The sequence below is a fragment of the Paraburkholderia sp. GAS448 genome, assembly GCF_050435685.1.
Classification (GTDB): domain Bacteria; phylum Pseudomonadota; class Gammaproteobacteria; order Burkholderiales; family Burkholderiaceae; genus Paraburkholderia.
The window spans coordinates 1-23,933 of record NZ_JBNDKT010000030.1 but is presented as its reverse complement, the minus strand read 5'-3'; the positions used below and the strand labels follow the sequence as shown (position 1 = coordinate 23,933).

Annotated in this window: 23 protein-coding genes and 1 pseudogene; 17 read left to right on the top strand and 7 right to left on the bottom strand. The window is 65.0% G+C overall.

Annotated elements, in window-relative coordinates; translation table 11 throughout:
- Window positions 1–30: 30 nt before the first annotated feature.
- A complete protein-coding gene (locus tag P3T23_RS35660) occupies window positions 31–1,521 on the bottom strand; it encodes a form I ribulose bisphosphate carboxylase large subunit (protein ID WP_429320761.1) in 1,491 nt (496 codons plus the stop codon).
- Window positions 1,522–1,909: 388 nt separating this feature from the next.
- Here P3T23_RS35660 and pqqA point away from each other — a divergent pair, with 388 nt between their 5' ends.
- From pqqA to P3T23_RS35645, 3 genes are all read left to right on the top strand, one after another.
- The gene (gene pqqA / locus P3T23_RS35655) at window positions 1,910–1,984 is read left to right on the top strand and encodes a pyrroloquinoline quinone precursor peptide PqqA (RefSeq protein WP_013342881.1); all 75 of its coding nucleotides are present in this window, start codon (window positions 1,910–1,912) and stop codon (window positions 1,982–1,984) included.
- Between the two features lie 101 nt (window positions 1,985–2,085).
- Window positions 2,086–2,685 (top strand): DUF447 domain-containing protein, encoded by a 600-nt coding sequence (locus P3T23_RS35650; RefSeq protein ID WP_429320760.1) that lies wholly within the window; start codon window positions 2,086–2,088, stop codon window positions 2,683–2,685.
- 51 nt (window positions 2,686–2,736) lie between these two features.
- Complete coding sequence (locus P3T23_RS35645) at window positions 2,737–3,438, top strand: (5-formylfuran-3-yl)methyl phosphate synthase (protein ID WP_429320759.1); 702 nt, start codon at window positions 2,737–2,739, stop codon at window positions 3,436–3,438.
- A gap of 75 nt (window positions 3,439–3,513) precedes the next feature.
- On the opposite strand, the gene P3T23_RS35640 is transcribed toward P3T23_RS35645, so the two are convergent.
- The 3 genes from P3T23_RS35640 to P3T23_RS35630 form a co-directional block, all read right to left on the bottom strand.
- Window positions 3,514–4,104: an aspartate kinase gene (locus tag P3T23_RS35640; protein WP_429320758.1), complete on the bottom strand. Its 591-nt coding sequence runs from the start codon at window positions 4,102–4,104 to the stop codon at window positions 3,514–3,516.
- Between the two features lie 96 nt (window positions 4,105–4,200).
- A complete protein-coding gene (locus tag P3T23_RS35635) occupies window positions 4,201–5,352 on the bottom strand; it encodes a hydantoinase/oxoprolinase family protein (RefSeq protein ID WP_429320757.1) in 1,152 nt (383 codons plus the stop codon).
- Window positions 5,349–6,425 carry an ATP-grasp domain-containing protein gene (locus P3T23_RS35630; RefSeq protein WP_429320756.1) on the bottom strand — a complete coding sequence of 359 codons (1,077 nt, stop codon included), beginning with the start codon at window positions 6,423–6,425 and terminating at the stop codon, window positions 5,349–5,351. Before P3T23_RS35630 ends, P3T23_RS35635 begins: the two co-directional genes overlap by 4 nt.
- A gap of 12 nt (window positions 6,426–6,437) precedes the next feature.
- Here P3T23_RS35630 and P3T23_RS35625 point away from each other — a divergent pair, with 12 nt between their 5' ends.
- The 11 genes from P3T23_RS35625 to P3T23_RS35575 all read left to right on the top strand — a co-directional run bounded on the left by P3T23_RS35625 (window position 6,438) and on the right by P3T23_RS35575 (window position 17,067).
- Complete coding sequence (locus P3T23_RS35625) at window positions 6,438–7,220, top strand: HisA/HisF-related TIM barrel protein (protein ID WP_429320755.1); 783 nt, start codon at window positions 6,438–6,440, stop codon at window positions 7,218–7,220.
- A gap of 305 nt (window positions 7,221–7,525) precedes the next feature.
- Window positions 7,526–8,887 (top strand): formylmethanofuran dehydrogenase, encoded by a 1,362-nt coding sequence (locus P3T23_RS35620; protein WP_429320754.1) that lies wholly within the window; start codon window positions 7,526–7,528, stop codon window positions 8,885–8,887.
- Complete coding sequence (locus P3T23_RS35615; protein ID WP_429320753.1) at window positions 8,884–10,587, top strand: formylmethanofuran dehydrogenase subunit A; 1,704 nt, start codon at window positions 8,884–8,886, stop codon at window positions 10,585–10,587. Before P3T23_RS35620 ends, P3T23_RS35615 begins: the two co-directional genes overlap by 4 nt.
- A 14-nt stretch (window positions 10,588–10,601) precedes the next feature.
- Complete coding sequence (gene fhcD / locus P3T23_RS35610) at window positions 10,602–11,543, top strand: formylmethanofuran--tetrahydromethanopterin N-formyltransferase (protein WP_429320752.1); 942 nt, start codon at window positions 10,602–10,604, stop codon at window positions 11,541–11,543.
- Window positions 11,540–12,358, top strand: coding sequence for a formylmethanofuran dehydrogenase subunit C (locus tag P3T23_RS35605; RefSeq protein ID WP_429320751.1), 819 nt, complete (start codon window positions 11,540–11,542; stop codon window positions 12,356–12,358). Before fhcD ends, P3T23_RS35605 begins: the two co-directional genes overlap by 4 nt.
- 136 nt (window positions 12,359–12,494) lie before the next feature.
- The gene (locus tag P3T23_RS35600) at window positions 12,495–13,061 is read left to right on the top strand and encodes a cytochrome b (RefSeq protein WP_429320750.1); all 567 of its coding nucleotides are present in this window, start codon (window positions 12,495–12,497) and stop codon (window positions 13,059–13,061) included.
- 49 nt (window positions 13,062–13,110) lie between these two features.
- A complete protein-coding gene (pqqB, locus tag P3T23_RS35595; protein WP_429320749.1) occupies window positions 13,111–14,028 on the top strand; it encodes a pyrroloquinoline quinone biosynthesis protein PqqB in 918 nt (305 codons plus the stop codon).
- Window positions 14,029–14,094: 66 nt separating this feature from the next.
- The gene (gene pqqC / locus P3T23_RS35590) at window positions 14,095–14,835 is read left to right on the top strand and encodes a pyrroloquinoline-quinone synthase PqqC (RefSeq protein ID WP_429320820.1); all 741 of its coding nucleotides are present in this window, start codon (window positions 14,095–14,097) and stop codon (window positions 14,833–14,835) included.
- Window positions 14,832–15,131 carry a pyrroloquinoline quinone biosynthesis peptide chaperone PqqD gene (gene pqqD, locus P3T23_RS35585; RefSeq protein WP_429320748.1) on the top strand — a complete coding sequence of 100 codons (300 nt, stop codon included), beginning with the start codon at window positions 14,832–14,834 and terminating at the stop codon, window positions 15,129–15,131. The genes pqqC and pqqD overlap by 4 nt, the downstream gene beginning before the upstream one ends.
- 5 nt (window positions 15,132–15,136) lie before the next feature.
- Window positions 15,137–16,372: a pyrroloquinoline quinone biosynthesis protein PqqE gene (gene pqqE, locus P3T23_RS35580; protein ID WP_429320747.1), complete on the top strand. Its 1,236-nt coding sequence runs from the start codon at window positions 15,137–15,139 to the stop codon at window positions 16,370–16,372.
- Complete coding sequence (locus P3T23_RS35575; RefSeq protein ID WP_429320746.1) at window positions 16,369–17,067, top strand: response regulator; 699 nt, start codon at window positions 16,369–16,371, stop codon at window positions 17,065–17,067. Before pqqE ends, P3T23_RS35575 begins: the two co-directional genes overlap by 4 nt.
- On the opposite strand, the gene P3T23_RS35570 is transcribed toward P3T23_RS35575, so the two are convergent.
- Window positions 17,001–18,023: an ATP-binding protein gene (locus P3T23_RS35570; RefSeq protein ID WP_429320745.1), complete on the bottom strand. Its 1,023-nt coding sequence runs from the start codon at window positions 18,021–18,023 to the stop codon at window positions 17,001–17,003. The genes P3T23_RS35575 and P3T23_RS35570 overlap by 67 nt on opposite strands.
- A gap of 209 nt (window positions 18,024–18,232) precedes the next feature.
- Between P3T23_RS35570 and P3T23_RS35565 the strand changes: the two genes are divergently transcribed.
- Entirely contained in the window at window positions 18,233–20,566 is a 2,334-nt protein-coding gene (locus tag P3T23_RS35565) for a TonB-dependent receptor (RefSeq protein WP_429320744.1), read from the top strand.
- 61 nt (window positions 20,567–20,627) lie between these two features.
- Here P3T23_RS35565 and P3T23_RS35560 read toward each other — a convergent pair whose 3' ends face one another.
- Entirely contained in the window at window positions 20,628–21,704 is a 1,077-nt protein-coding gene (locus P3T23_RS35560) for a beta-propeller fold lactonase family protein (RefSeq protein ID WP_429320743.1), read from the bottom strand.
- 423 nt (window positions 21,705–22,127) lie between these two features.
- Here P3T23_RS35560 and P3T23_RS35555 point away from each other — a divergent pair, with 423 nt between their 5' ends.
- Window positions 22,128–22,607, top strand: a complete 480-nt coding sequence (locus tag P3T23_RS35555) for a nuclear transport factor 2 family protein (RefSeq protein ID WP_429320742.1) — start codon at window positions 22,128–22,130, stop codon at window positions 22,605–22,607.
- 91 nt (window positions 22,608–22,698) lie between these two features.
- The gene (locus tag P3T23_RS35550; protein WP_429320741.1) at window positions 22,699–23,532 is read left to right on the top strand and encodes an AraC family transcriptional regulator; all 834 of its coding nucleotides are present in this window, start codon (window positions 22,699–22,701) and stop codon (window positions 23,530–23,532) included.
- A gap of 24 nt (window positions 23,533–23,556) precedes the next feature.
- Here P3T23_RS35550 and P3T23_RS35545 read toward each other — a convergent pair.
- Window positions 23,557–23,838 (bottom strand): annotated as a pseudogene (locus P3T23_RS35545) (LysE family translocator); the annotation flags it as partial.
- Window positions 23,839–23,933: the final 95 nt, after the last annotated feature.

The following is a 23,933-nucleotide window of genomic DNA, read 5'->3' as shown; positions in this document are numbered from 1 at the left end:
CTCTCGTTCGACAGTGGAGTTGTATGTAGCTCAAGCCGCGGTAGGCGTGGCGGCGAAGTCCGGCGTATCGGTCGAGGCGTAGTTGAACGTCACGTCACGCCAGGTATCGAGCGCCTGCTTGAGCGGCGTGCAGTGGCGCGCCGCGGCCTCCAGCAGGTCAGTCCCCTCGTTGACGATGTCGCGGCCTTCGTTGCGCGCCTTCACGATCGTCTCGAGCGCCACGCGATTGGCCACCGCACCGGCCTGAATCCCGGCGGGATGGCCGATCGTGCCGCCGCCGAACTGCAGGATCGCGTCGTCGCCGAACAGATCGATGAGCTGATGCATCTGCCCTGCATGGATGCCGCCCGACGCGACCGGCATCACCTTGCGCAAACCCGCCCAGGGCTGCTCGAAGAAGATGCCGCGCGACAGATCGACCTCGTTATGCGACGCGCGGCATACGTTGTAGTAGCCCTGCACGGATAGCGGATCGCCTTCGAGTTTTCCGACCGCGGTGCCAGCATGCGCATGATCCACGCCCGCCATGCGCAGCCACTTCGCGATGACGCGAAACGAGATGCCGTGATTGCGTTGCCGCGTATAGGTGCCATGTCCCGCGCGATGCAGATGCAGGATCATGTCGTTGCGGCGCGCCCATTTCGACATCGACTGGATCGCAGTCCAGCCGATCACCAGATCGATCATCACGATGCATGAGCCCAGCTGTTTGGCAAATTCGGCGCGCTCGTACATGTCTTCCATCGTGCCGGCGGTCACGTTGAGGTAATGGCCCTTCACTTCGCCGGTTTCCGCCTGCGCCCGGTTCACCGCTTCCATCGAAAACAGATAGCGGTCGCGCCAGTGCATGAATGCCTGCGAATTGATGTTCTCGTCGTCCTTCAGAAAGTCGAGGCCGCCTTTCAGCCCTTCGTAGACGACCCTTCCATAGTTCTTGCCCGAGAGCCCGAGCTTCGGCTTGACCGTCGCGCCGAGCAGCGGCCGCCCGTACTTGTCGAGCCGTTCGCGCTCGACCACGATGCCGGTTGGCGGCCCCTGGAAGGTCTTCAGGTAGGCGACCGGAATGCGCATGTCTTCCAGTCGCAGCGCTTTCAGCGGCTTGAAGCCGAACACATTGCCGATGATCGACGCTGTGAGGTTCGCGACCGAGCCTTCTTCGAAGAGATCGAGTTCATAGGCGATGTAGGCGAAGAACTGCGGCTCGGCGGGGTTCGATGCCGGCACCGGTTCGACGCGATACGCCTTCGCGCGGTACATGTCGCATGCGGTGAGCCGATCGGTCCAGACCACGGTCCACGTTGCCGTGGACGATTCGCCGGCAACCGCAGCGGCGGCTTCTTCAGGTTCGACGCCGGGCTGCGGCGTGATGCGAAAGAGCGCGATCACGTCAGTATCCTTTGGCGCGTAATCCGGCTGCCAGTAGCCCATTTCGCGATACTTCATGACGCCCGCCGCATAGCGGGAACGCGGATCGGCCGCGTTGCGTGCCGGCTCGACGGCGGCCTGGCTGTTGTCGTTCATGTCGTGTCCTCGAGAGTGAAGAACTGGCCGCCGCCATATCAGGAAGGCTGCCTGCGTCCGGTTGCTGAGTGGCTGCGCTGTTTCTGCAATGTAGGCGCGCCCCCTCTCGAAGGGAATTCACGATTTACTTTGTGAGACCTAAACGATCCCTTATCCAGTGTGTCGATACAGTCGTGCACAGAAACGAAAAGCTCGTATGATGGTGAAACACTTTGCTGCGTTTCCGCGACAGTAATCCGTGTAAGCCAGCGATGTCTCCTGTGTCTGCTTCAATCTGCGCAATCTGGCATGACGCTTGCGTGACACAGGGCGCTAACGCGGTTCGGCGTCTCTTGAGGGTGTGGGGCTGCGAAGGCTCAAACCGTTGTTACAACCGTGGAGGGTGACTATGCAGTGGACGACACCGAGTTATACCGATATGCGTTTTGGTTTTGAAATCACGATGTATATCGCAACCCGCTAATCCCGCACGAGCCGCCACGGGCGGCTGCCGTGCGGTTCGTTGTTAATCGCTAGCGAAATTTGCCGGCTAGTAGCACGCCGCAGTAACCAGCGTTCCCCGCCATGATTCACGAAACGATCGTTACGACTGCGGCGCGTGATGGCCGGCCCCATATTGCTCCGATGGGCGTGCGCTTCGAAGAGGAGCGCGCCATCCTCGCCCCGTTTCGCCCCTCCGCCACGCTCGACAATATCCTCGCAACCCGTGCCGCCGTGATCAATTTCACGACTGACGTACGCGTGTTCGCCGGCTGTGTCACGGGCTTGAAGTGGGACTGGCCCACGCTGCCCGCAAGCCGCGTCTTCGGTGTGAGACTCGACGGCGCGCTCGCGCACACGGAGCTGGAACTCGACGAGTTGCGCGACAGCGGCGAGCGGCCCGTTCTGCGGATGAAATGCGTGCATCGGGAAATGCATGCGCCGTTTGCCGGTTTCAATCGCGCGCAGGCCGCCGTGGTCGAAGGCGCGATTCTCGTGAGCCGGCTCTTCATGCTGCCCGCCGACAAGATCGATCGCGAGATTGCGTACCTGCAGATCGCCGTCGACAAGACCGCCGGCGATAATGAACGTATCGCGTGGGACTGGATCATGGCGGCGATCGCGCGTTATCGCGCGGACGCCGCGCTGTCGAGCCAGCCGTCGAATCCATCGCAAGCCGCCTGACGGCGTCATTCATCGACGCCGCCCGATCAACCATCCGTTCCGGAGACTGACATGACCGCACTGCTCGCGAGCGTCCGCTCGCATGATGAAGCGTTCGACGCCGCGCAGGCAGGGGCGGAAATCATCGACCTGAAGGAGCCGGACGACGGCGCGCTCGGCGGCATGCCGGTCGATGAGATCGCGCGGATCGTCCTCGCGCTGCGGGCGCACTACCCGGTCAAGCCGATCAGCGCAACGATCGGCGACGTGCCGACCGAGGCGCTCGACGACATCGCCGCGCGGGTGATCCGGGTGAGCGACGCGGGCGTCGATTACGTCAAGGTCGGCGTGACGCCGGGGCCGGCTGCGCGTCGCTGTCTCGCGCATCTGGCGGGCCTGCCGGCGGCCGTGGTGCCGGTGCTGCTGAGCGACGAAGGGATTGATGCCGATCTGGTCGACTACGCCGCCAGGCTCGGCTTTGCCGGCGTGGTGTTCGATACGGCGAGCAAGAACGGCCGCACGCTGTTCGATTGCGTCGACATGCCGACGCTCGCGCACTGCCTGGTTTTGATCGGCGCACACGGCGCGATGACGGGTGTCGCGGGGTCGCTGGGGTGGGCGCAACTTGGGCAGATCCACTCACTCGCGCCGGACTTCGCGGGCTTTCGCACGGCGCTGTGCGACGAAGGACGCACTGCACGTCTCAGCGCGAAAAACGTCGCGCAATGGGCGGAAGCGTTGCATCACGCGCCGCACGAAGCTCGCGTGACTTAGGTCTTCGCGTTGCCCGCCCGTGCTTGCGGTTCAGGGTATGCGGGCTTAAGGGCTTAAGGGCTTAAGGGCGACGGACTACGCAACAGGCACATGCAGCAGCCGGTCTCGCATCAGGCCCACGTCGCCCTTGTTGAAGAGCTCGACCACATAGTTCGCCTCGCTCACATAGTTGACGAATCCTGAATCGAGCACGCCCGTCTCCGCCAGCGTTTCGAGCGGCATACCCGCGTCCACCGGACACGACTTCACGACCATCAGACGCTCGGCATTGAGCGTCGTCGACAGCCACGCCGCGAGGCTGTCCGAGGTCGTGTCCCAGTTGGTCATGCTGTCGGGCGTGTCGCGCATCAGGCCGGTCGGCACCCAGACGGCCACCCGGCCCTCACGCAACGCGCGGCGGATGCGATCCTCGTTCGCCGCCAGCATCAGTTCGGGCAGCACGCCCTGCATCAGGATCGCGTACTGTGTCATCGCCAGCAGGCACATGTTGTGAGCCGCGAGGTCGTCGAAGCGCCACTCGCTCTGGTACTGCCGGACTTTGTCCGCAAAATCGCCGCCTCCCGGGACGATCACGACCCGCCCCCCGCCCAGCTCCCAAAGCTGCGTCAGCCATTCGCGCAGCAATGGGTCGTGACTGAGGCTTCCGCCGATTTTCACCACCCACATGACCGTTGTCCTCGCTACAGTTCGACCCCGTCGACAGACCCTTGCTCCGCGGGCCCACTGTGATTCGTTCCGTTCCGCGCTCCATGACGTGACCCGCTACCCGGCTGGTCGATCCGACGCAGCAACCCGCTGCACGTCGAGCCGTGCGCCCGCCACGGCCAGCAAGGCGACCGCCACACTTGGCGCGCAGGTCGCGATCCATTCACGGGATTCCGCACCCGCCTGCCCAACGCCGGCGAGCGCGGCGAAATCGATATAGCTGCAGCCGTCCTGCTGCGCCAGCGCCGCCACGAGGAAGCGCCCGCATCCTCCGCCGACCAGCGGCGCGGTCGATAGCGCCGGATGCGCAGCGCGCACCCGTGCGAGATTCGTCGCGATGGTCGCCAGTTGCTCGCGACGCCAGCGCTTCGCGAAATCCATCCATTCCGCGTCGCTCGCCTCGGCGGCGTCGCGGCCGATCATCCGTGCGAGCCGCACGCGGCTCGCGGCCTCGGTCTTCGGTCCGTTATCGGCGCTCGGATGCTGGTCGTGCGGCGGCCACAGTTCGCCCGTAAGGCGATAGACGTCCGCCGTCGTCGCGAACCATTCGTTCATCACGTTCGCTGCCTGGTCGCGGAAACGGATGCGGTGCGCCACGCCGCACAGCGGCGTGCGCACGACACCCTGGTAGACGAGTTCGCCACTGACAAGCCGGTCGGCGTCGTTGCGTCCGCTCGCGGCCACCCGGCCGGAGACGAGCGGAATGATGTCGGTGGTGGTGCTGCCGATGTCGACGAGCAACGCATCGGCCACGCGGGTTGCCACCCATTCGGCCGTGGCAAGCCAGTTCGCGGAAGCCACGGCACGCCAGCCGTCGGCGCATGCCGACGGCGCGAGCCACCCTTGCGCGCCGGCGAAGAAAAGCGTGCCCGGGCCGAGCCGCTGTGAAAGCGCACACGTGAGCGTGCGTACCCCCTCGGCGCGATCGGCGAACAGATCGACCATCTCGCCGGTCATCGTGATCGCGTGCCGTGCCGTGGCGGCACGCGCATCCGGCCAGCGGACGAACACAAGATCGATCACCCGTTCCAGATGCTCCAGACCCTGCCACAACGGACAGGCCCATTGCGCGACATCGAGCAGTGAACCGGAGGCATCCACCATCGACACCTTCACATGCGCGCCGCCCACGTCCCAGCCGAACACCGGCCCGGCGGTGGATGAATCGAGAAGCGGACAGGCCGCCGTCGCGGGAAGGGAGGCTGTCATCGCGACGATGCTCCGCACATGCGCACCGCCACGGCGTCAGGGTCCGGGTCTGCTGCTGCCGCGACTTCGGCAGGCCGATGCGGCAGAACCACGCCATGAACGGCCAGCAGACATCCCGCGAGGTTGCGCCCAAGGCGCGCGGACAGCCCGGCATACGCCGCCGTGAACCGGGGATTTACCTCGATCACAACCGGGCCGCGCTGCGGATGCCAGACCAGATCGATCCCGGCGAACCCGAAGAGACCCGGCAGCGCAGCGACGACACGCTGCGCGAGCGCTTCGAGGACACGGCCACGTGCGCCGTGACGATCGATCTGATCGACCTCGACACCGCTGAATTCGACCACGCGCTCCGTATGACCCGACGCAGCGGCTTCGGCCACGCCGATCTGCTGCCGGTTGATGCTGATGAGTTCGGCGCCGTGCTCGCCGCAGATCAGCGAAAGGCTCAGCGGCTCTCCTTCGATCCACTCCTGCAGCACCGGATTACGCCCCGCCGCCGCGCGCGCGTTGTACTCGGCGCAGGCGTCGTCCAGGTGGTCGAACAGAAAAGTGTCCAGGCCGCCCGCGCCGTCGTCGGGCTTGACGACCCAGCGGCTGCCTTCGTGCGCCACAGCCTCATGCGGCAGGAGCGCCGGTGTCGCCACGATGCCCTGCGCGGCCAGGCACGCGGCGGTCTCCCGCTTGCTCGACGCCGTGCTGATCGCCTGCCGCGTACAACCCAGCCACCGTTTGGCGCCGACCACGTCGTGCAGTTGCAGCAGCAGGCTGTCGCACTCCGGCGCGATGATCCACGCATAATCGTGCCCGGCCGCCACGCGCCCGACAAAGCGCATCATCGGCTCGCCGGGCCGGGCGATGAAGTGAGCACGCGCCGGATCGACCCGCTCAAAGCGCGAGGCGGCGAAGCTCACCTGCACGCCGTCGAGTTCGAGCAGATCCGCCACCAGGGCGTCGCGCATCGCGCGGCCTTCGACGATGAGCGCGCTCAGATCGGCGAGGCTACCCTCGCCAGCCAGGTCCGGGTCGATGCCGCCGCCGGTGAGATACTCGTAGACAAATAGCTTGATCAAGGGAAGTCATCCATGCAGGTGATACCGGTTCTCGATCTGCTCGACGGCCACGCCGTGCGGGCCGTGCGCGGCGAGCGGGCGCGCTACCGGCCAGTCCAGTCGATGCTGTGCGACGGCAGCGATCCGCTCACCGTCGCCCGTGCCCTCCTTGGCGCTTCCGGCACACGTACGCTGTACGTCGCAGATCTCAACGCGATCCAACAGCCGGGCGACCACGCTGAAACCCTGGCCGTCCTCTGCAACGCTCTCTCTGAAACCCACTTCGGCGTCGAAATCTGGCTCGACGCCGGCTTTGCCGACTTCGCTTCGGTACGGTCCCTGTTCGATCGCATCCACGCGAACATCGAATCCATCCGGCCTGCCTCCGTCGCGCCACCCTGCTGTTCCACCGCCACACTCGTGCCGGTATTCGGCACCGAATCGCTACGCGACCCTGCTGCACTGCACGACGCCGAAGCAGCAGGTCTCGCGCCGATCCTGTCGCTCGATCATCGCGCCGGCCAGCTGCTCGCCGACCCGGCTGCCGATCAGGCCGCGCTTCGCCAGTCGACCGCCTGGTGGCCGTCACGCATCATCGCGATGACGCTCGATCAGGTGGGCGCCTACGAAGGTCCCGATCTCAAGACCTTCTCGGCGATCCGCGCCAAAGCCGGCGAGCGCATGCTGATCGGCGCGGGCGGCATCCGCGGCCACGCCGACCTTGCGGCCGCCATGAAGAGCGGCGCGGCCGCGTGGCTGGTTGCTTCGGCGCTTCACGACCGACGGCTCGACGTCCCAGCCGCTGTTCGTACGTAGCCGCTCCACACAATATCCGTGCCAGTGGGTGGCGCGAGAGGGGCGTAAGGCATTGGCAAGGTGAGGTGTTGCAGCGCGTGACCGGCAAGTGACACAGTGTTTCAGCTTGACGCACAAACTGTGCTGCGCGCGGCGACCGGGGCTCGCGCCGACACCTGTGCGTTTTCCGTGAAGCGATGCGGCCCGTTACACGCTCCCTGCGATGCCCCCGCTATTCGCATCGCCGCGCTCGGGTGCACCGATCGCGCAATGTCGAAAGATTCGACGCGTCGCCAATCCGGCATGGTCCTTGCTGAATCGCGGCCATGCACAGTTCGTCCACTCTTTCTTCGAGCGCCGGTCAAGCGGGGACCCCGGTATTCGTCACGCCCGACTGGACCTGCCCTTTCTGCCCGCTGCACTGCGATGACATCGCGGCGACCCTACACGCCGATGAGAGCCTGAGCGCGCCCGCCACCGACTGCCCGCGGCTTGCCGCAGCGCTTGCGCTCTATGGCGCCGCCGACGCCTCGTGCAAACCGGCCATCGACGGTCAGGACACCGACCTCGATAGCGCACTGGCCCGTGCCACCGAGATCCTGTCGCACGCGCGCCGGCCGCTCTTCGGCGGACTCGCCACGGACATCGCCGGCACGCGCTCGCTGTATGAACTGGCCTCGGGCTGCGGCGCCATCCTCGACCATCTGCACGGCGATGCGCAGGCCGCTTCGACGCTCGCGCTGCAGGATCGCGGCGTGTTCTTCACGACTCTGTCCGAAGTCCGCACGCGCGCCGACCTGGTGGTGGTGTTCGCGTGCCAGCCGTCGGCACGCTATCCGCGCTTTTACGAACGCGTGCTCGCTGGAACCAGCCGCCAGCAGGCGTTGTGCTTTGTCGGCTGCACGGTCGACCCGGCGGCGTCCGCCGTCGTAGAGGCAAGTACCGGTTCGATCCTCGCGGGCGCCGACCTCTACGATGTCCTCGCGCTCTGGTCGGCGCTGCTGGAAGGCCGCACGGTGGAAGCATTGCGCGACGACAGCGGCATCGCCCGTGAACTCCCGTTGCTGATCGAACGGGTGGCGGCCTCGCGCTATACGGCGTTCGTCTACGAGCCGGCGGCGCTGCCCGGTCCACATGCGGCGCTGCTCATCGAGGCGTTGAACCGGATCATCAAGGCCGTGAACCGGACGACCCGCGCAGGCGGCCTCCCGCTCGGCGGCGACGACGGCGCATTGAGCGCCAGCCAGACGCTCACGTGGCTGTCAGGCTTCCCGCTGCGCACGCGTGTCGCAAGGCCCGCCCGTCGCGCCGACGAGCCGCCGCTCGAATACGATCCCTACCGTTATCAGACGGCGCGTCTGCTCGCGGACCGGGCAATCGACGCCTTGCTGTGGGTCTCCGCGTTCGGCCCCGAGCCGCTTCCCGAGGCGCTCGATCCGGACGTGCCGGCGATCGTACTGGGGCACCCGGCGCTTGCGCGCAGCCCTGCAGGTGGCAACTGCCGCGCGCCTGCCGTCTACATCCCGGTTGCGACAACAGGGATCGATTGCGGCGGGCATCTGTTTCGCGTCGATGGATCGGTCGTCGTACCGCTCTTCGCCGCGCGCAAGGTCGAGCTTCCGACGGTGGCCACCATCGCGACCCTTCTGTCCTCGCGGCTCGCACAGGCAAGGCGGAGCGTGCCATGAGCCTCACCCGGCTGAAAGGCGGCATCCTCTACGACCCCACCAACAGCGTGAACGGCGAGCGCCGCGATCTGTACGTTCGCGACGGCCGCATCGTCGCTGATCCGGCCAGCGCGGGCGCCGTCGATCACGAATACGACGCCACCGGGATGATCGTGATGGCAGGCGGCATCGATCTGCATTCGCACATCGGCGGCGGCAAGACCAACCTGTCGCGCCTGCTGCTGCCAGAAGATCACCGCAACGACCCTGTGCGCGATTCCGCTTACGAAGGGGTGCAGGACGGCGCGGGCCGTTATCTGCGTCTGCCTTCGTGCGGCGTCTGTACGCCGGGCACGCTCGCGACCGGCTACCGTTACGCGGAAATGGGCTACACGGCGGCATTCGAGCCGGCGATGATGCCGTCCAACGCGCGCCACACGCACCTCGAAATGGGCGACACGCCGATCATCGACCACGGCGCCTACGTGATGCTCGGCAACGACGAACTGTTCCTGCAGATGCTTGCCGCGCGCGACCCCTTCGAGCGTCTGCGCGACTACGTCGGCTGGACGCTCTGCGCGAGCAAGGCGCTCGGCGTGAAGGTGGTCAATCCGGGTGGCATCTCGGCGTTCAAGTTCAACCAGCGTTCGCTCGACGTCGACGAAGCCCACGTGCACTACGGCATCACGCCGCGCGAGGTGCTGCGCACGCTGTCGCGCGCGCTGACCGAACTGCGCGTGCCCCATCCGTTGCATGTGCATGCGAGCAATCTCGGCGTGCCCGGCAACATCGATTCGACGATCGCCACGATGGACGCCGCCGACGGCCTCCCCATCCATCTCACGCATATCCAGTTTCATAGCTACGGCGTCGAAGGTCCGCGCAAATTCTCTTCAGGCGCACGCGCGATTGCCGATGCGGTCAACGCCCGGCCGAATGTGTCGATCGACGTCGGGCAGATCATCTTCGGACAAACCGTCACCGCGTCCGGCGATACGATGATGCAGTTCAAAAACGCGCCGCTCTCGACACCGCGCAAGTGGATCGTCGGCGACATCGAATGCGATGCCGGCTGCGGCATCGTGCCGTTCCGCTATCGCGAACAGAGTTACGTGAACGCGCTGCAATGGATCATCGGCCTCGAGATCTTCCTGCTGGTGAACGACCCGTGGCGCGTGTCGATGACAACCGACCATCCTAACGGCGGCCCGTTCACGAGCTACCCGCATCTGATCCGCCTGCTGATGGACAAGACGTTTCGCGACGAACAGCTCGCGAAGCTCCATCCGGAAGCCCAGGTCGCCAGCGCCCTGCCCGAACTGAAGCGCGAACTGTCGCTGTACGACATCGCGATCATCACGCGTGCCGGACCGGCGCGGCTCCTCGGCCTGAAAGATCGCGGACATCTCGGCGCAGGCGCGGCGGCCGATATCGCCGTCTATCGCGACGAGCCGGATCGCGAGCGGATGTTTACGTCGCCCGCGTATGTGTTCAAGGACGGCCAGCTGGTCGCGCGGGACGGGACGCTGGTCGCAACGCCGAGGGGCGGCATTCACTATGTATCGCCGGACTTCGACCGCGGGATCGAAAAGACGCTGCGCGCCTATAGCGACGCCAACCTGGTGGGCAACTTCGCGCACGCCGCCATCAGCGACGACGAAATCTGCGCGTGCTGCCGGGGTGGCAAGCTGCTGCCCGTCGCCTGCTTCGCGAACCCTTGACGAGCGAGCGGCCCATGGACATCAACGGCACCCTGATCGACGACACCTTCGCGGAAGCGTTTCCGATGAAAGCGACCCGGCTCGTCATCACCGCGCACACCCCCGTGTGGGCGAATCACGCTGCGCAGTCGCTGACCGGTTTCGCGACATCGGTGATCGGCTGCGGCTGCGAGGCCGGCATCGAGCGCACGCTTCTCCCCAGCGAAACCCCGGACGGACGGCCGGGTGTCGCGGTATTGCTGTTCGCGGTGTCGTCGAAGGAACTGGCGAAGCAGATCGAGCGGCGCGTCGGGCAATGCGTGCTGACCTGCCCGACTACCGCCGTCTATAGCGGCATCGATCCGGCGACGAGCCGCGCGCCGTTGTCCGATCGCGCGTCGCTCGGGGCGGGCCTGCGGTTTTTCGGCGACGGCTGGCAGATTTCGAAAATGATCGGCCAGACGCGCTACTGGCGCGTGCCGGTGATGGATGGCGAATTCGTCTGCGAGGAAACGACGCTCACCGTCAAGGCAGTGGGCGGCGGCAACCTGCTGCTGCTCGCGCGCGACCTCGACGCAGCGCTCGCCGCGGCCGAGGCCGCCGCCGACGCAATGCGCGCGCTGCCGAATGTGATCATGCCGTTTCCGGGCGGCGTCGTTCGCTCGGGCTCCAAGGTCGGTTCGAAATATGCCGGCGCCATGGCGTCCACCAACGACGCGTTCTGCCCGACCCTCATGGGCCTGTCGAAGAAAAGCGAACTTACTGCCGATGTGGGCTGTGTGATGGAGATCGTGATCGACGGCCTCACCGACAGCGACGTCGGCGCGGCGATGACAGCGGGCATCGCCGCTGCCGCCGGGCGGGGCAACCGGGCGGGCGTGCTGCGCATCTCCGCGGGCAACTACGGCGGCAAGCTCGGGCCTTATCACTTCCATCTGCACAAGCTGGCCGGCGATGTCGTGGGGAGGCCGGGATGAGCGCGATCACGTTGCGCCTGAAACAGACGCCCGGCTTCCGCGTGGATGCGTCGCCACTTTTGCCGGCGAAGCTCGCGCCGCTCCCGGTCGCGGAGATTGCGCGCATCGTGCTGCCAGCAGGCAATGAAAGCTGCCTGACAGGCGAGCTCTTCGAGATTTCGCGCGCCGACAGCGAAACCGCCGCGCTCGCCATCGACGGGGACGTGCGCTGGCTCGACCGCCTCGGCGCGCATCTCGGCGAAGGCAACCTCACCCTGCATGGTTCGTGCGGGGATTACGCCGGCTACCGGATGGCTGGCGGCGAATTGCGCATCGAAGGCGATGCGGGCGCCTTTAGCGGTTGCGGGATGAGCGGCGGCCGCCTGACGATCACCGGCAACAGCGGTGACTTCGCCGCCGGGACGCTGCCAGGCGACATGGAAGGCATGACAGGCGGCACGCTGACGATCCACGGCAACGTTGGCGCGCGTCTTGGCGACCGCATGCGGCGCGGCCTCGTGCTGGTGGGCGGCGATGCGGGCGAATGCGCCGCTTCGCGCCTCGTCGCGGGCACGCTCGGCATCGCCGGGCGACTCGGCGCACACTATGGTTATGGCATGCGACGCGGCACGCTGCTGCTCACGCAGGCGCCCGACAGGCTGCCGCCGACCTTCACCGAAGGCGGCTTTGGATTCGATGTGTTCTGGTCGCTGCTGGTGCGCTCGCTCGCGAACGAGATTGCGCCTTTTTCGACGTTACGCGCCACCTCGCTGCCGCGCCGTTACGCGGGCGACCTGGCGGTAGACGGAAGGGGCGAACTGCTGATCGTCGGGTGACGGGCTGGTTGGACCCGGGGCCAAAGCGAGCCGCAAACCCGGGGTAAACCGGATAGCCCGCTCGACTTGAGAGGAACAAACAGAGAGTCTAAGAAGCGTCCGAGGCAGACGCTTTGGCGATAAAAAAGGAGACGACATGAACACTGCGCAAACGCCGGTCGCGACGCACGATACAGGTGACGCCGAGGCGCGCTATGCCCCGTCGCTGATCGTGCTGCACTGGCTGATCGCGCTCATCATCATCGCGATGCTCGGCGTCGGCCTCTATATGGTCGGACTGCCGAAGGGCCTGCCCTTCAAGGCGACACTGATCAACTTCCACAAGTCGCTCGGGATGACGGTTTTCCTGCTGGTGCTGATCCGCATGGTAGTGCGCATGGCCGTCGGACGACCGGCCCTGCCGCCGATGCGAGCGTGGCAACGCGCCGCCGCGCGCACTACGCAGGTTCTTTTATACGCAGGGATGGTCGTGATGCCGCTCTCGGGCTATCTCGGCTCGTCGTTCAACCAGTACGGCACGCGCTTCTGGGGTATCCCGCTGCCGAAGTGGGGCTGGGACGACAAGGGTCTGCGCAGCCTGTTCTTCGGCATTCATGACGTCTGCGCCTGGGTGTTGATCGCGCTGGTCGCGCTGCATATCGCAGGGGCGCTCAAGCATCAGCTGATCGACCGCGACGGACTGCTTGCGAGGATGCTGCCATGACGAAAGCTGCGCCGTATCACGGAAATCACAGGCATCACAAGGATAAGCGATGAAAATCCGCGTACTCGGCTCTTCCGCAGGCGGTGGCTTTCCGCAGTGGAACTGCAACTGCCGCAACTGCGACGGCGTGCGTCGCGGCACGCTCAAGGCGACGCCGCGCACGCAGTCGTCGATCGTCGTCAGTGCGAACGGCGAGGACTGGCTGCTCGTCAATGCATCGCCGGACATTCTTGCGCAGATCGCCGCGCACCCCGAGCTTCAACCCGCCCGTCGCGCACGCGACAGCGGCATCGCTGCCGTGCTGACGATCGACGCGCAGATCGATCATGTGACCGGCCTCCTGATGCTGCGCGAGCGCGATACGCCGCTGCCGCTCCATACGACCGATGTCGTCTGGCAGGACCTGAGCAGCGGCTTTCCGGTGACGTCGATCCTGTCGCACTACTGCGGCGTGGAACGGCACGCCATCCCGCTTGCTGGCGGGTTTTCGATCCCTGCGCTCTCCGGCGTCGACATCGCGGCGCTGGCGCTGTCGAGCAAGGCGCCGCCGTATTCGCCGCACCGCAACGCGCCGCAACCGGGCGACAACATCGGTCTCACCTTCACCGATGCCTCGTCCGGCAAGCGCGCGTTTTACGCGCCGGGACTCGGCAAGATCGAGCCGCATGTGATGGCGGCGATGAAAGACGCGGACCTGCTGCTGGTCGACGGCACGTGCTGGACCAATGACGAGATGATCAAGCTCGGTCTGTCGAAGAAAACCGCTGCCGACATGGGTCATCTCGCACAAACCGGTCCGGGCGGCATGATCGAGGTGCTTGACTCCATCAATCGTCCCAGTGTCCGCAAGGTACTGATCCATATCAACAACACCAATCCGATTCTTGTCGAAGATGGTCCGGAGCGGCGCCTGCTTGCCGAACACGGCATCGAGGTTGCCTGCGATGGCATGGCGTTCGAACTCTGACCATGACCTGTGATTTCAATTGACGGAGACCTGCTGGTGAACTCAATCGACGCACCCTCTACCGCCCTGCAGACGGCCTCGACGGACCTGAACCCGGGCACTGCCCGCGATCACCCCACGCAGCCCGCGTGGACGCGTGCGGAGTTCGAAACCCAGTTGCGTGCGAAAGGCGCGGGTTATCACATTCATCATCCGTTCAACGTGAAGATGAACAGCGGCGGCGCTTCGCGCGAGCAGATCCGCGGCTGGGTCTCGAACCGCTTCTATTACCAGATCAACATTCCGCTGAAAGATGCCGCGATCATGTCGAATTGCCCCGATCGGGAGACGCGCCGCCGCTGGGTGCAGCGCATTCTCGACCACGACGGCAACGGCAACGACGAAGGCGGCATCGAAACATGGGCTCGGCTTGGCGATGCGGTGGGCCTCACGCGCGACGAGCTGTGGTCGCTCGAACACGTCGTGCCTGGCGTGCGCTTTGCCGTCGACGCGTATGTGAATTTCGCGCGCCGTGCGCCGTGGCAGGAAGCGGTGTGCTCGTCGCTCACCGAGATCTTCGCGCCGCAGATCCATCGCGACCGGCTCGCGACGTGGCCACAACACTATCCGTGGATCGAACCGGCTGGCCTCACCTACTTCCGCTCGCGCATCTCGCTCGCGCAGCGCGATGTGGAGCACGGTCTCGCGGTGACGCTCGATTATTTCAGGACGCGTGAGCAGCAGGAGCGCGCGCTGGAGATCCTGCAGTTCAAGCTCGACATCCTGTGGACCATGCTGGATGCCATCGAAAAGGCCTTCCCGACATGAACGACAACGCACCGATCGAGCACCCGGCAGCGGACACGTCATCCACATGGCGTCCGCAACTCAGGAAACTGTTCCGCCTGCAATGGGAGCCGGCGCAGGACGCCCACGTTCTGCTCTACCCCGAAGGCATGGTCAAACTGAACCCGAGCGCCGCGCAGATCCTCTTGCGTTGCGACGGCACGCGTGACATGGCGTCGCTCGTCGCGGACCTCGAAAAGGCGTTCAACGCAACCGGCCTCGCACCCGAGGTGCAGACCTTCGTCGACCACGCGAAGACGCGCGGCTGGCTGGAATAGACAGCATGACCGACCTCACGCCACCCGAACCGCTCGCGCAGACCGCGATGCACGCAGACGACGTCACGCCCACCGTCGCGCCGCCGCTATGGCTGCTCGCGGAACTGACGTATCGCTGCCCGCTCCACTGCGTGTTCTGCTACAACCCGGTGAACTACACCGACCACGCCCGCGAACTCGACACCGCGCAATGGATCGACGTGTTTCGCCAGGCGCGCGCACTCGGCGCCGCGCAGCTCGGGTTTTCCGGCGGCGAGCCGCTGTTGCGCGACGATCTCGAAGTGCTGGTCGGCGAGGCGCGGCAACTCGGCTACTACACGAACCTGATCACCTCGGGCATCGGCCTGACCGATGCGCGTCTCGATGCGTTGAAGGCCGCCGGGCTCGATCATATCCAGCTGTCTTTCCAGGACTCGACGCAGGAACTCAACGATTTCCTCAGCAGCACCCGCACGTTCGATCTGAAAAAGCGCGTGGCCACGTCGATCAAGGCGCACGGCTTTCCGATGGTGCTCAACTGCGTGCTGCATCGCTACAACCTGCCGCATGTCGACAGGATCATCGACATGGCCCTCGCGATGGGCGCCGAGTATCTGGAACTCGCGAACACGCAGTACTACGGCTGGGCGCACACAAACCGCGCGCAACTGATGCCGACCGCAGAGCAACTGCAGGAAGCCGAAGCGGTAGTGAACCGGTATCGCCAGGAGATCGGCGAGCGCTGCACGATCTACTTCGTCGTCCCTGATTACTTCGAAACCCGGCCGAAGCGTTGCATGAACGGCTGGGGCTCGGTGTTTCTCGGCATTGCGCCGGATGGCGCGGCGCTGCCCTGCCACGCCGCACGTTCGCTGCCGGGCCTCACGTTTCCCAATGTCACCGCGACGTCGTTGCGCGAGATCTGGTATGAGAGCGACGCGTTCAACCGCTTCCGCGGCTTCGGCTGGATGAAGGAGCCGTGCCGCAGTTGCGAGGAAAAAGCCCGCGATTTCGGCGGCTGTCGCTGCCAGGCGTATCTGCTGACCGGCGACCCCGCGAACGCCGATCCCGTCTGCGACAAGTCCCCTCTGCACGAACGCGTGGTCCAGGTTGTGCGGGACGCGGCGGCGCGCAAGCCGGACGACCATCCGAACGAATACCCGGTTCTGTTTCGCAACGATGCCAATTCGCGACGGCTGGCTGCCGCATCCGGGAGCGAAAGCGAGTCTCGCCATGCGGCCCCTACAGGAGCGCGCCCATGACCACCGCCGGTATTTCCGTCCTGCTGGTAGACGATCACGCCGTGGTCCGCGAAGGCTACCGGCGCCTGCTCGAACTGAGCCCGGATGTGCGCGTCGCAGGTGAAGCGGGTGACGCCGCCCTCGCCTATCAACGCTTCTGCGCATTGAAGCCCGACGTCGTCGTGATGGACCTGGCGCTGCCCGGTGCAAGCGGCATCGAGGCCATGCGGCGGATGCTCGCGCGTGAACCGGACGCCCACGTGCTGATCTTCAGCGTGCACGAGGAAACCATCTTCGTGCGCCGCGCGCTCGACGCCGGCGCGCGTGGCTATGTCACCAAGGCGAGCGCCCCCGATGTGCTGGTGGAAGCGGTACGCGCGGTCGCACGGCGCGTCTGTTATCTCAGCGCGGATGTCTCCCAGGCGCTCGCGTTGCGTGCGACCTTTCAGGAAGGGCCGCCGGGACGACAGCTTTCCGCGCGTGAATTCGAGGTGCTGCGGCTGCTGGTGCAGGGCTATACCTTGCCGAGCATCGCGGAGCGGCTGGGATTGAGCCAGAAGACCGTCGCCAACCATCAATCGGTGATCCGGCAAAAGTTCGGCGCGGACAACGGCGTGCAACTCGCGCAGATGGCGAATCGCCTCGGACTTCATTTCTCCGACTTCGCAAGCCCGGCGGGATCGTTCGGCGCGCTTGGCACCGGCAACCCTGCCTGAACCGGCACGCGTGCGCAAAACAGAAAGCCGCCCTGCGGCTTGCTGGCGATATGGAATTCGCCGCCCAGGGCTTCGACGCGCTCCCGCATGCCGATCAGTCCGAGCCCCGCGCGGGGCTTCGTGAGATCGGTGCCCGGACCGTCGTCGGCCATGGTGACGACAATTTCGCCGGGGTCAGCCGGCGTACGCACCAGATAGATTTCCACCCGTGCATGGCGCGCGAACTTGGAAACGTTGGTGAGCCCCTCCTGCACCAGACGGTAGAGCGTGATGTTCTGCGTGTCGGTGAGTTCCGAGAAATCGCCTTCCACCGTCAGCGCAAACGACGCGCCCGGCAACCGTTCGCGCCAGCCATCGACGCAATGTTCGAGCGCAGTCGGCAAACCGAATTCATCGAGACCGATCGGCCGCAGACGGCGGATCATGCCGCCGATTTCCCGGTACACGTGATGCGCGCTCTGGATCAACGCGAGCGAAACGCGATGGATTTCCGGCTCGCGTTCCGCCGACAGATCGCGGATGCGCGCCGCGTCGAGCGAGATCGCGTTCAGATACTGGCCTAGCTCGTCGTGCAGTTCGCGCGCGAGATGACGACGCTCACTCTCCTGCGTATCGATACCCTGGGACGCGAGACGCCGGTTGTCGGCGAGGAGCCGCTCGGCCTCTTGCTCGAGCGCGCGGCCACGACGCAGCTCCCGCTGCGACTCGTGATAGCGGCGCCACGCGAACCACGCGAGGCCGCTCGCCAGCACGAAGAGCGTAGCGGGCAGTTCGTCGAGCTGAAAGCGCTCGGCGCTGCGCGTCCACTGGTAGACGCGCTCGCCGAAGTCGAAGAACGCGCCGAGCACGGCGGCAAGCACCGTGAGCGCGGCCACGCAGGCGAGATCGCGCCACACCGTCGAGCGGGGCGCGGGGGCGTTGCCCTCAGCGGAAGGGGTCGAGGATTCTGGTGGCATCACGAAGCCATTCTACTCATCGATCCCGTCTTGATCGCATGCGCGGCGCGTGTGAAACGGCGTTTGGGAACGCTTCCCCGCACAATCGGGAAAACCTCCCGTGGCAGTGGCGACAGCTTGTGCGAGGCTCTCTGTAAGGCGATGAAGCCGCGCCGACAGCTTCATGCCGATACCGGCAACGATAGCGAATGTACCGGCAGGAGACAACGATGACGAGCAAGCCGCGCAAACCACCCTGGAGGCATTCGATCAAGCCTCGTGCTGCGCTACGCCTGTGCTTCAGCGGCGCGCTCGCCAGCGTGAGCGCCGTGTCGTGGGCGCAGGAAACGCCCGCTGCCGCCTCATCTGCCACCGCGACCGCCACCGCGGCCGCCGTGCAGGAGCTGCCGCCGATTCTCGTGATCGGCACCACGCCCCTCGTCGGCGTCGGCACGCCGCTCGAACGCGTGCCGGCCAACGTGCAGACCTTCCGCGCGCGCGAAATCGAGCAGCAGCACCCCGTCACGCTTTCCGAGTTTTTCGCGCAGAACCTGCCCGGTGTCGACATCTCCGATGCGCAGGGCAACCCATCGCAGACCGACATCAACTATCGCGGCTTTACTGCCTCGCCGCTCCTCGGCACGCCACAGGGGCTCTCGGTGTTCCTCGACGGCGTGCGGGTCAACGAACCGTTCGGCGACGTCGTGAACTGGGACCTCATTCCACAGGCCGCGATCAGCACCATGCAGCTGATTCCGGGCTCGAATCCGAGTTTCGGCCTCAATACGCTGGGCGGCGCGATCGCCATCACGACGAAGAACGGCAGCGCGTACCCGGGCGGCAACGCGGAAGTGAGCCTGGGGTCGTGGGGCCGCAAGGTCGCGCAGATCGAGCAGGGTGGCGCGATCGGGCAGAACCTCGATTACTACTTCACCGCCAATGTGACGAACGACGATGGCTGGGCCGATCACAATTCGAGCCGCCTGCGCCAGGCCTTCGGCAAACTGCGCTATCACGATTCCGACACGACGGTGTCGCTGTCGATGGGAGGCGCCGACAACACGCTCAACGGGTCGCAGACCATCCCGCGTTCGTTTCTCGACAACCGTGACCAGGCCTATACCTATCCGGACACGAACCACAACAGCGTGGGCTATCTGACGCTGTCGGGCGAGCACTACTTCACGCCGAACGTCGAACTGAGCGGCAACCTGTATTACCGCCACTATCGCAACACCAACACCAGCAGCAACGTCAATAACGACTTCGGCAGCGTCGATAGCGCCGGCAATGTGGACACCGTTCAGGCGACCAACGACCAGTCGGTGATCGTCACCGACAGCTACGGCGCGAGCCTGCAACTGACACTGCTGAACCGGATCGCGGGCATGGACAACCAGCTGGTGCTCGGCGCCGCCGCCGATCTCGCCAACTCGCATTTCACGCAGTCCCAGCAGGACGCGTTCTTTACCGACGCGCGCGCGACGGTCGGCATCGGCCCGTTCGAACAGCTCACAAACGCCGACACGCGCAACGAGAACTACGGCATCTACTTCGAGAACACGTTGTCGTTCACGGAAGCATGGTCGATGACGCTTGCCGGACGCTACAACTGGGCCAAAGCCGTGATCAGCGACGAGAGCGGCGTGCAGCCGCTGCTCAACGGCAACCATACGTTCTCCCGCTTTAACCCGGCGATCGGCTTCAACTGGAACCCGACCGACTATTTCACCGCCTATGCCACCTACAACGAAGGCATGCGCTCGCCGACCGCCATCGAACTGGCCTGCGCCGACCCCGCCGCGCCCTGCTCGCTGCCCAACGACTTCGTCGCGGATCCCGCATTGAAGCCGGTGATCTCGAAGACCTTCGAAGTGGGCGCACGCGGGCGTATCGGCCAGTCGACCACATGGAGTGCCGCGATCTACAGCACCACGCTCGACGACGACATCCAGTTCGTCAGCAGCAACGGCGCGGCGAGCACGCTCGGGTTCTTCCAGAACGTCGGCAAGACCCGCCGGCAGGGGCTCGAGCTGGCCGGTCGAACCCAGTTTGGACCGCTTGGCGTGAGCGCGAGCTACAGCTATGTCGACGCGACCTACCGGTCTACATGGACCGAGAACAGCGCGAGCAACTCCAGCGCGGACGCCAACGGCAATATCACAGTGAAATCCGGCGACCGCATTCCCGGCATTCCAGCCAATACCGTCAAGCTGCGGCTGGACTACATGCCGTTCGCGAAATGGAATATCGGCACCAACCTGACGTACCGCGGCAGCATCTTCGCGCGTGGCGACGAAAACAACCAGGATGTGAACGGCACGATCTCGGGGTACTTCCTGATCGACCTCGATACGACGTACAACGTCACGAAACAGCTTCAGGTGTTCGCGACCGTCAAGAACCTGCTGAACAAGAAGTACTCGACCTTCGGCATCCTTGGCGAGAACTTCTTCAACGGTCCGAACCACACGTTCGACGGCGCGAACCCGGTGAACGAGCAGTTCCTGGGTCTCGGGGCGCCGCGCGGTGTGTGGGTCGGAATGCGCTATGCGTGGAAGTAGCAACCCGGGCGGCGCCGGTATCGCCGGACACCGCGCGGGTTTCTTTCGGCAGCGCGCCTTGTCAGTGTGATTCGATTGAGCCGTTGCTGCGCGGCCAGGTCACGATTCCCCATGCGAGCGGCAGATCGCCGATCTGCTTGATCGTCTGGTAATTCGTGGCGTCCAGTACGTAGACTCCATTCGACCGGCCGCACGCGAGCAGCAGTTTCGTGCCGTCAGGCGTGAAGCTGAAGTGCCAGCAGCGCTGACCGATCGCGGCGTCGCTGATGTGCTCGTAGGTCTTCGCATCGAACACCTGCAGCGTCTTGTCGCGCGCAGCCGCCACCAGCAAATACTTCCCTGATGGATCGAAGGCGACGCCGTAGGGTCCGAGCTTCGTATCGACGGTCTTGACCGTCTTCAGGTCGCCCGCATCGAGCACGACGAACTTGTTCGAGTTCTCCAGCGTCACCACATACTGCATGCCATCGGGCGAGGCCCTGATACCGCGCGGGCGCGAGCCTTTGGGCAACTGCACGGTGCGAAACGGCTTGCCCGTGCCGACGCGATAGACCGACACCGTATCGTCGCCTTCGTTGGCGACGAGCAGCCGCTTGCCGTCCGGCGAGAATTCGACGCCCTCCGTCTCGTGCCCGCTCTTCACCGAGTGAATCACCTTCAGGCTCTTCAGGTCGATGACGGCGATCTCCGCGGGCGGCTTGTTGGCGTCGTCGTCATCATCCTTTCCACCTGACGCGGATGGCGGGGCGCCTGTATCGCCTGGCTCGTAGGTCACGTACGCGTAGCCGCCGCGCACCCGCACGAACTCGGGGTTTTTGCCGATCTTCACGCGTCGGGTGACCTGGCCCGTCGACGTGTCGATTTCGGCCAGGTCACCCGTCTTCTTGTTGGCGACGAAAAGCCGTGTGCCGTCGGCGTTCAGACTCAGGCCGCGCGGACCGTCGTCGCCGACCGGAAAGGTCTTCGCGAGCGTCATCTGGTCCAGATCGATCACGCCGACACCCGCCGTTTCGCTCGTGACATAGGCGGTCGGCGCGGCGCCCCGCGCTAGTGTCGCGCCCGTCCCGATCACCGCAATGACCGATAGAAGCGCGATGCGCGCGGCCGTTTGTTTGAGATGCATCGTTGTCTCCGGCATATTGTTCGCAGTCGGGACCCGCGCGTAAGCGAGCGAGCAGGCCCACTATCCAACTTAGTCCATCGGGGCAGCGCTTGACAATGGACGCGGGCGGGAGAATCTCCCGAATTCGGCTGGCGGGTACCGAATATCGATCATGCCAGGCATTGCTTGCCGGTGCCAAAGTGGTACAACCATCATGGATGCTGCACTGCGAAAATCTTGAGGCATTCGGCACCAGTCCTGACAGATGTGCGTGATCGGCGTTCACGGCTGGCGGGTTTCCCCTCACGCAATAACCATCGGCTCAAGGAACCCGTTCGGCAGGGGCCACGGATGAGCGACGCTGGACAGCCACGGCCGTTGCAGGCAACCTTTGCGACGTGCGGCACGTCGCACGCACACCATGCGCACCGCGCGTTCCGCCAACCAGGGAAATCGACAATGAGCCATGCCAACGCAGAGCTGATCGAGCGCTTCTACACCGCATTTCAGCGGCTCGACGCCGAAGGCATGAACGAATGCTATGCCGCCGATGCGGTGTTCAGCGATCCGGTGTTCGGCGAGCTGCGTGGCAGCGAGATCGGCGATATGTGGCGCATGCTCACGCAGCGCGCGCAGGGTTTTTCGGTGGCCTTCAGCAACGTCGAAGCGACTGACGACGCAGGGAGCGCGAACTGGGTGGCGAGCTACATCTTCACGCAAAGCGGTCGGCCGGTCGTCAATCGCGTCCGGTCGCGCTTCCGGTTTCGTCACGGCCGCATCGTTGAGCAGCGCGATACCTTTGATCTATGGAACTGGTCACAGCAGGCGCTGGGCATCAAGGGCGCCCTGCTCGGCTGGACGCCCTTGCTGAAAAACGCGATCCGGCTTCAGGCGAGAAAGGGGCTGGACGTGTACCGCGCGAAGGCCGGGCGTACCTAGCGTCTGAGTGCGCCGGGTAGTCTGTCTGCCGGGCATGCGGTACAGTGTGCGTGACCCATCCTGAACTCCCACTCTCATCAAGGCGAACGGCGTGACGCTTCCGGCGAAAGATCCTTCGGCTCCGAAATTCTGGCGCGACGATGCGCTGCCGTTTGTCGAGGCCCGCTCAATCCAGGACGGTCGCAGGATCTGTTACGCCAGGCACTCGCACGAAACCTTCTCGATCGGCATGGTGACGGGCGGCCGCAGCATCTATCTCAACGGCCGGGTGCGCGAACGCATCGGCGCCGGCACGGTAGTCGTCATGAACCCGGAAGAGGTCCACGCCTGCAATCCGGATGGCGATCACCCATGGTCGTATCGCATGCTCTATGTGGACGTGCGCTGGCTTACCCAACTCCAGCATGAACTGGGCTTTAGCCAGAACCTCGACTTCAGGCCCTTCTCGGCAACGATGAGCACCGATGGCCGCCTGTATGCCGGGCTGAATCGTCTGTATGCCATCCTCACCGACGCCCACGCGGAGCATCTGCAAAAGCAGGACGGGGCCATCGCCTTTTTCTCCGAGGTCCAGCAAAAGCTCAACCCCGCGCCTGCGCCTATCGCAGAGGCCAACCATAAGCTGGTCCGCGCAGCGGAGTACATCGCCGAGCACTGCACCCGCTCACTGAAACTTGAAGAAATCTGCGCGGCGGCAGGGCTTTCCGCGTCATATCTGATCCGGGCGTTCAAGGAGCGCTACGGCATGACGCCTCACGCGTATCTGATCAATCGCCGCATCCAGTACAGCCGCGCACAACTGAGGCGCGGCCATATGATTGCCGACGTCGCGCTCGAAGCCGGGTTCTCCGATCAGGCGCATCTGCAACGCGAATTCAAGCGCTTTGTCGCCGCTACGCCCGGGCAATACCAGTACCGCGGCTGAACATCGCAACGAGACAGTGACGGTTCAGGCGTAAAGCAGGTAGATGGCGCTCGCAGTCAGCAACGCCGCCATCACACGATTGAGCAGCCGCACACGCCTCGCGTCGTTCAGGTACTGACGCAGAAACGTTCCTGCCCAGGCCCAGCACGCGATCGCCAGATAGCAGATCACAAAATAGATCGCGGCGAAGCGGAAGATCTGCATGCGGCCGCCATCAACCGCATAGGCGCCCATTCCGGCGAGCGACGCCAGCCACGCTTTCGGATTGAGCCATTGCATCGCGGCGCCGTACATAATCGAAGGGCCGGCGGTTTCAAGAGTGAAGCGCAACAGGGGGCTAATGAATGGAAGCTGAGTGTATCGAAGCGGTTGCGAGCATACGTTCGAAGACCTCGAATGGC

Coding starts and splice junctions, on each gene's coding strand:
- P3T23_RS35650 (WP_429320760.1), top strand. CDS start 2,086: ATGATTCACGAAACGATCGTTACGACTGCGGCGCGTGATGGCCGGCCC.
- P3T23_RS35615 (WP_429320753.1), top strand. CDS start 8,884: ATGAGCCTCACCCGGCTGAAAGGCGGCATCCTCTACGACCCCACCAAC.
- P3T23_RS35640 (WP_429320758.1), bottom strand. CDS start 4,104: ATGTGGGTGGTGAAAATCGGCGGAAGCCTCAGTCACGACCCATTGCTG.
- P3T23_RS35660 (WP_429320761.1), bottom strand. CDS start 1,521: ATGAACGACAACAGCCAGGCCGCCGTCGAGCCGGCACGCAACGCGGCC.
- pqqB (WP_429320749.1), top strand. CDS start 13,111: ATGAAAATCCGCGTACTCGGCTCTTCCGCAGGCGGTGGCTTTCCGCAG.
- P3T23_RS35625 (WP_429320755.1), top strand. CDS start 6,438: ATGCAGGTGATACCGGTTCTCGATCTGCTCGACGGCCACGCCGTGCGG.
- P3T23_RS35600 (WP_429320750.1), top strand. CDS start 12,495: ATGAACACTGCGCAAACGCCGGTCGCGACGCACGATACAGGTGACGCC.
- pqqD (WP_429320748.1), top strand. CDS start 14,832: ATGAACGACAACGCACCGATCGAGCACCCGGCAGCGGACACGTCATCC.
- P3T23_RS35635 (WP_429320757.1), bottom strand. CDS start 5,352: ATGACAGCCTCCCTTCCCGCGACGGCGGCCTGTCCGCTTCTCGATTCA.
- P3T23_RS35620 (WP_429320754.1), top strand. CDS start 7,526: ATGCACAGTTCGTCCACTCTTTCTTCGAGCGCCGGTCAAGCGGGGACC.
- pqqE (WP_429320747.1), top strand. CDS start 15,137: ATGACCGACCTCACGCCACCCGAACCGCTCGCGCAGACCGCGATGCAC.
- P3T23_RS35570 (WP_429320745.1), bottom strand. CDS start 18,023: ATGCCACCAGAATCCTCGACCCCTTCCGCTGAGGGCAACGCCCCCGCG.
- P3T23_RS35560 (WP_429320743.1), bottom strand. CDS start 21,704: ATGCCGGAGACAACGATGCATCTCAAACAAACGGCCGCGCGCATCGCG.
- P3T23_RS35555 (WP_429320742.1), top strand. CDS start 22,128: ATGAGCCATGCCAACGCAGAGCTGATCGAGCGCTTCTACACCGCATTT.
- P3T23_RS35645 (WP_429320759.1), top strand. CDS start 2,737: ATGACCGCACTGCTCGCGAGCGTCCGCTCGCATGATGAAGCGTTCGAC.
- P3T23_RS35605 (WP_429320751.1), top strand. CDS start 11,540: ATGAGCGCGATCACGTTGCGCCTGAAACAGACGCCCGGCTTCCGCGTG.
- P3T23_RS35565 (WP_429320744.1), top strand. CDS start 18,233: ATGACGAGCAAGCCGCGCAAACCACCCTGGAGGCATTCGATCAAGCCT.
- fhcD (WP_429320752.1), top strand. CDS start 10,602: ATGGACATCAACGGCACCCTGATCGACGACACCTTCGCGGAAGCGTTT.
- P3T23_RS35575 (WP_429320746.1), top strand. CDS start 16,369: ATGACCACCGCCGGTATTTCCGTCCTGCTGGTAGACGATCACGCCGTG.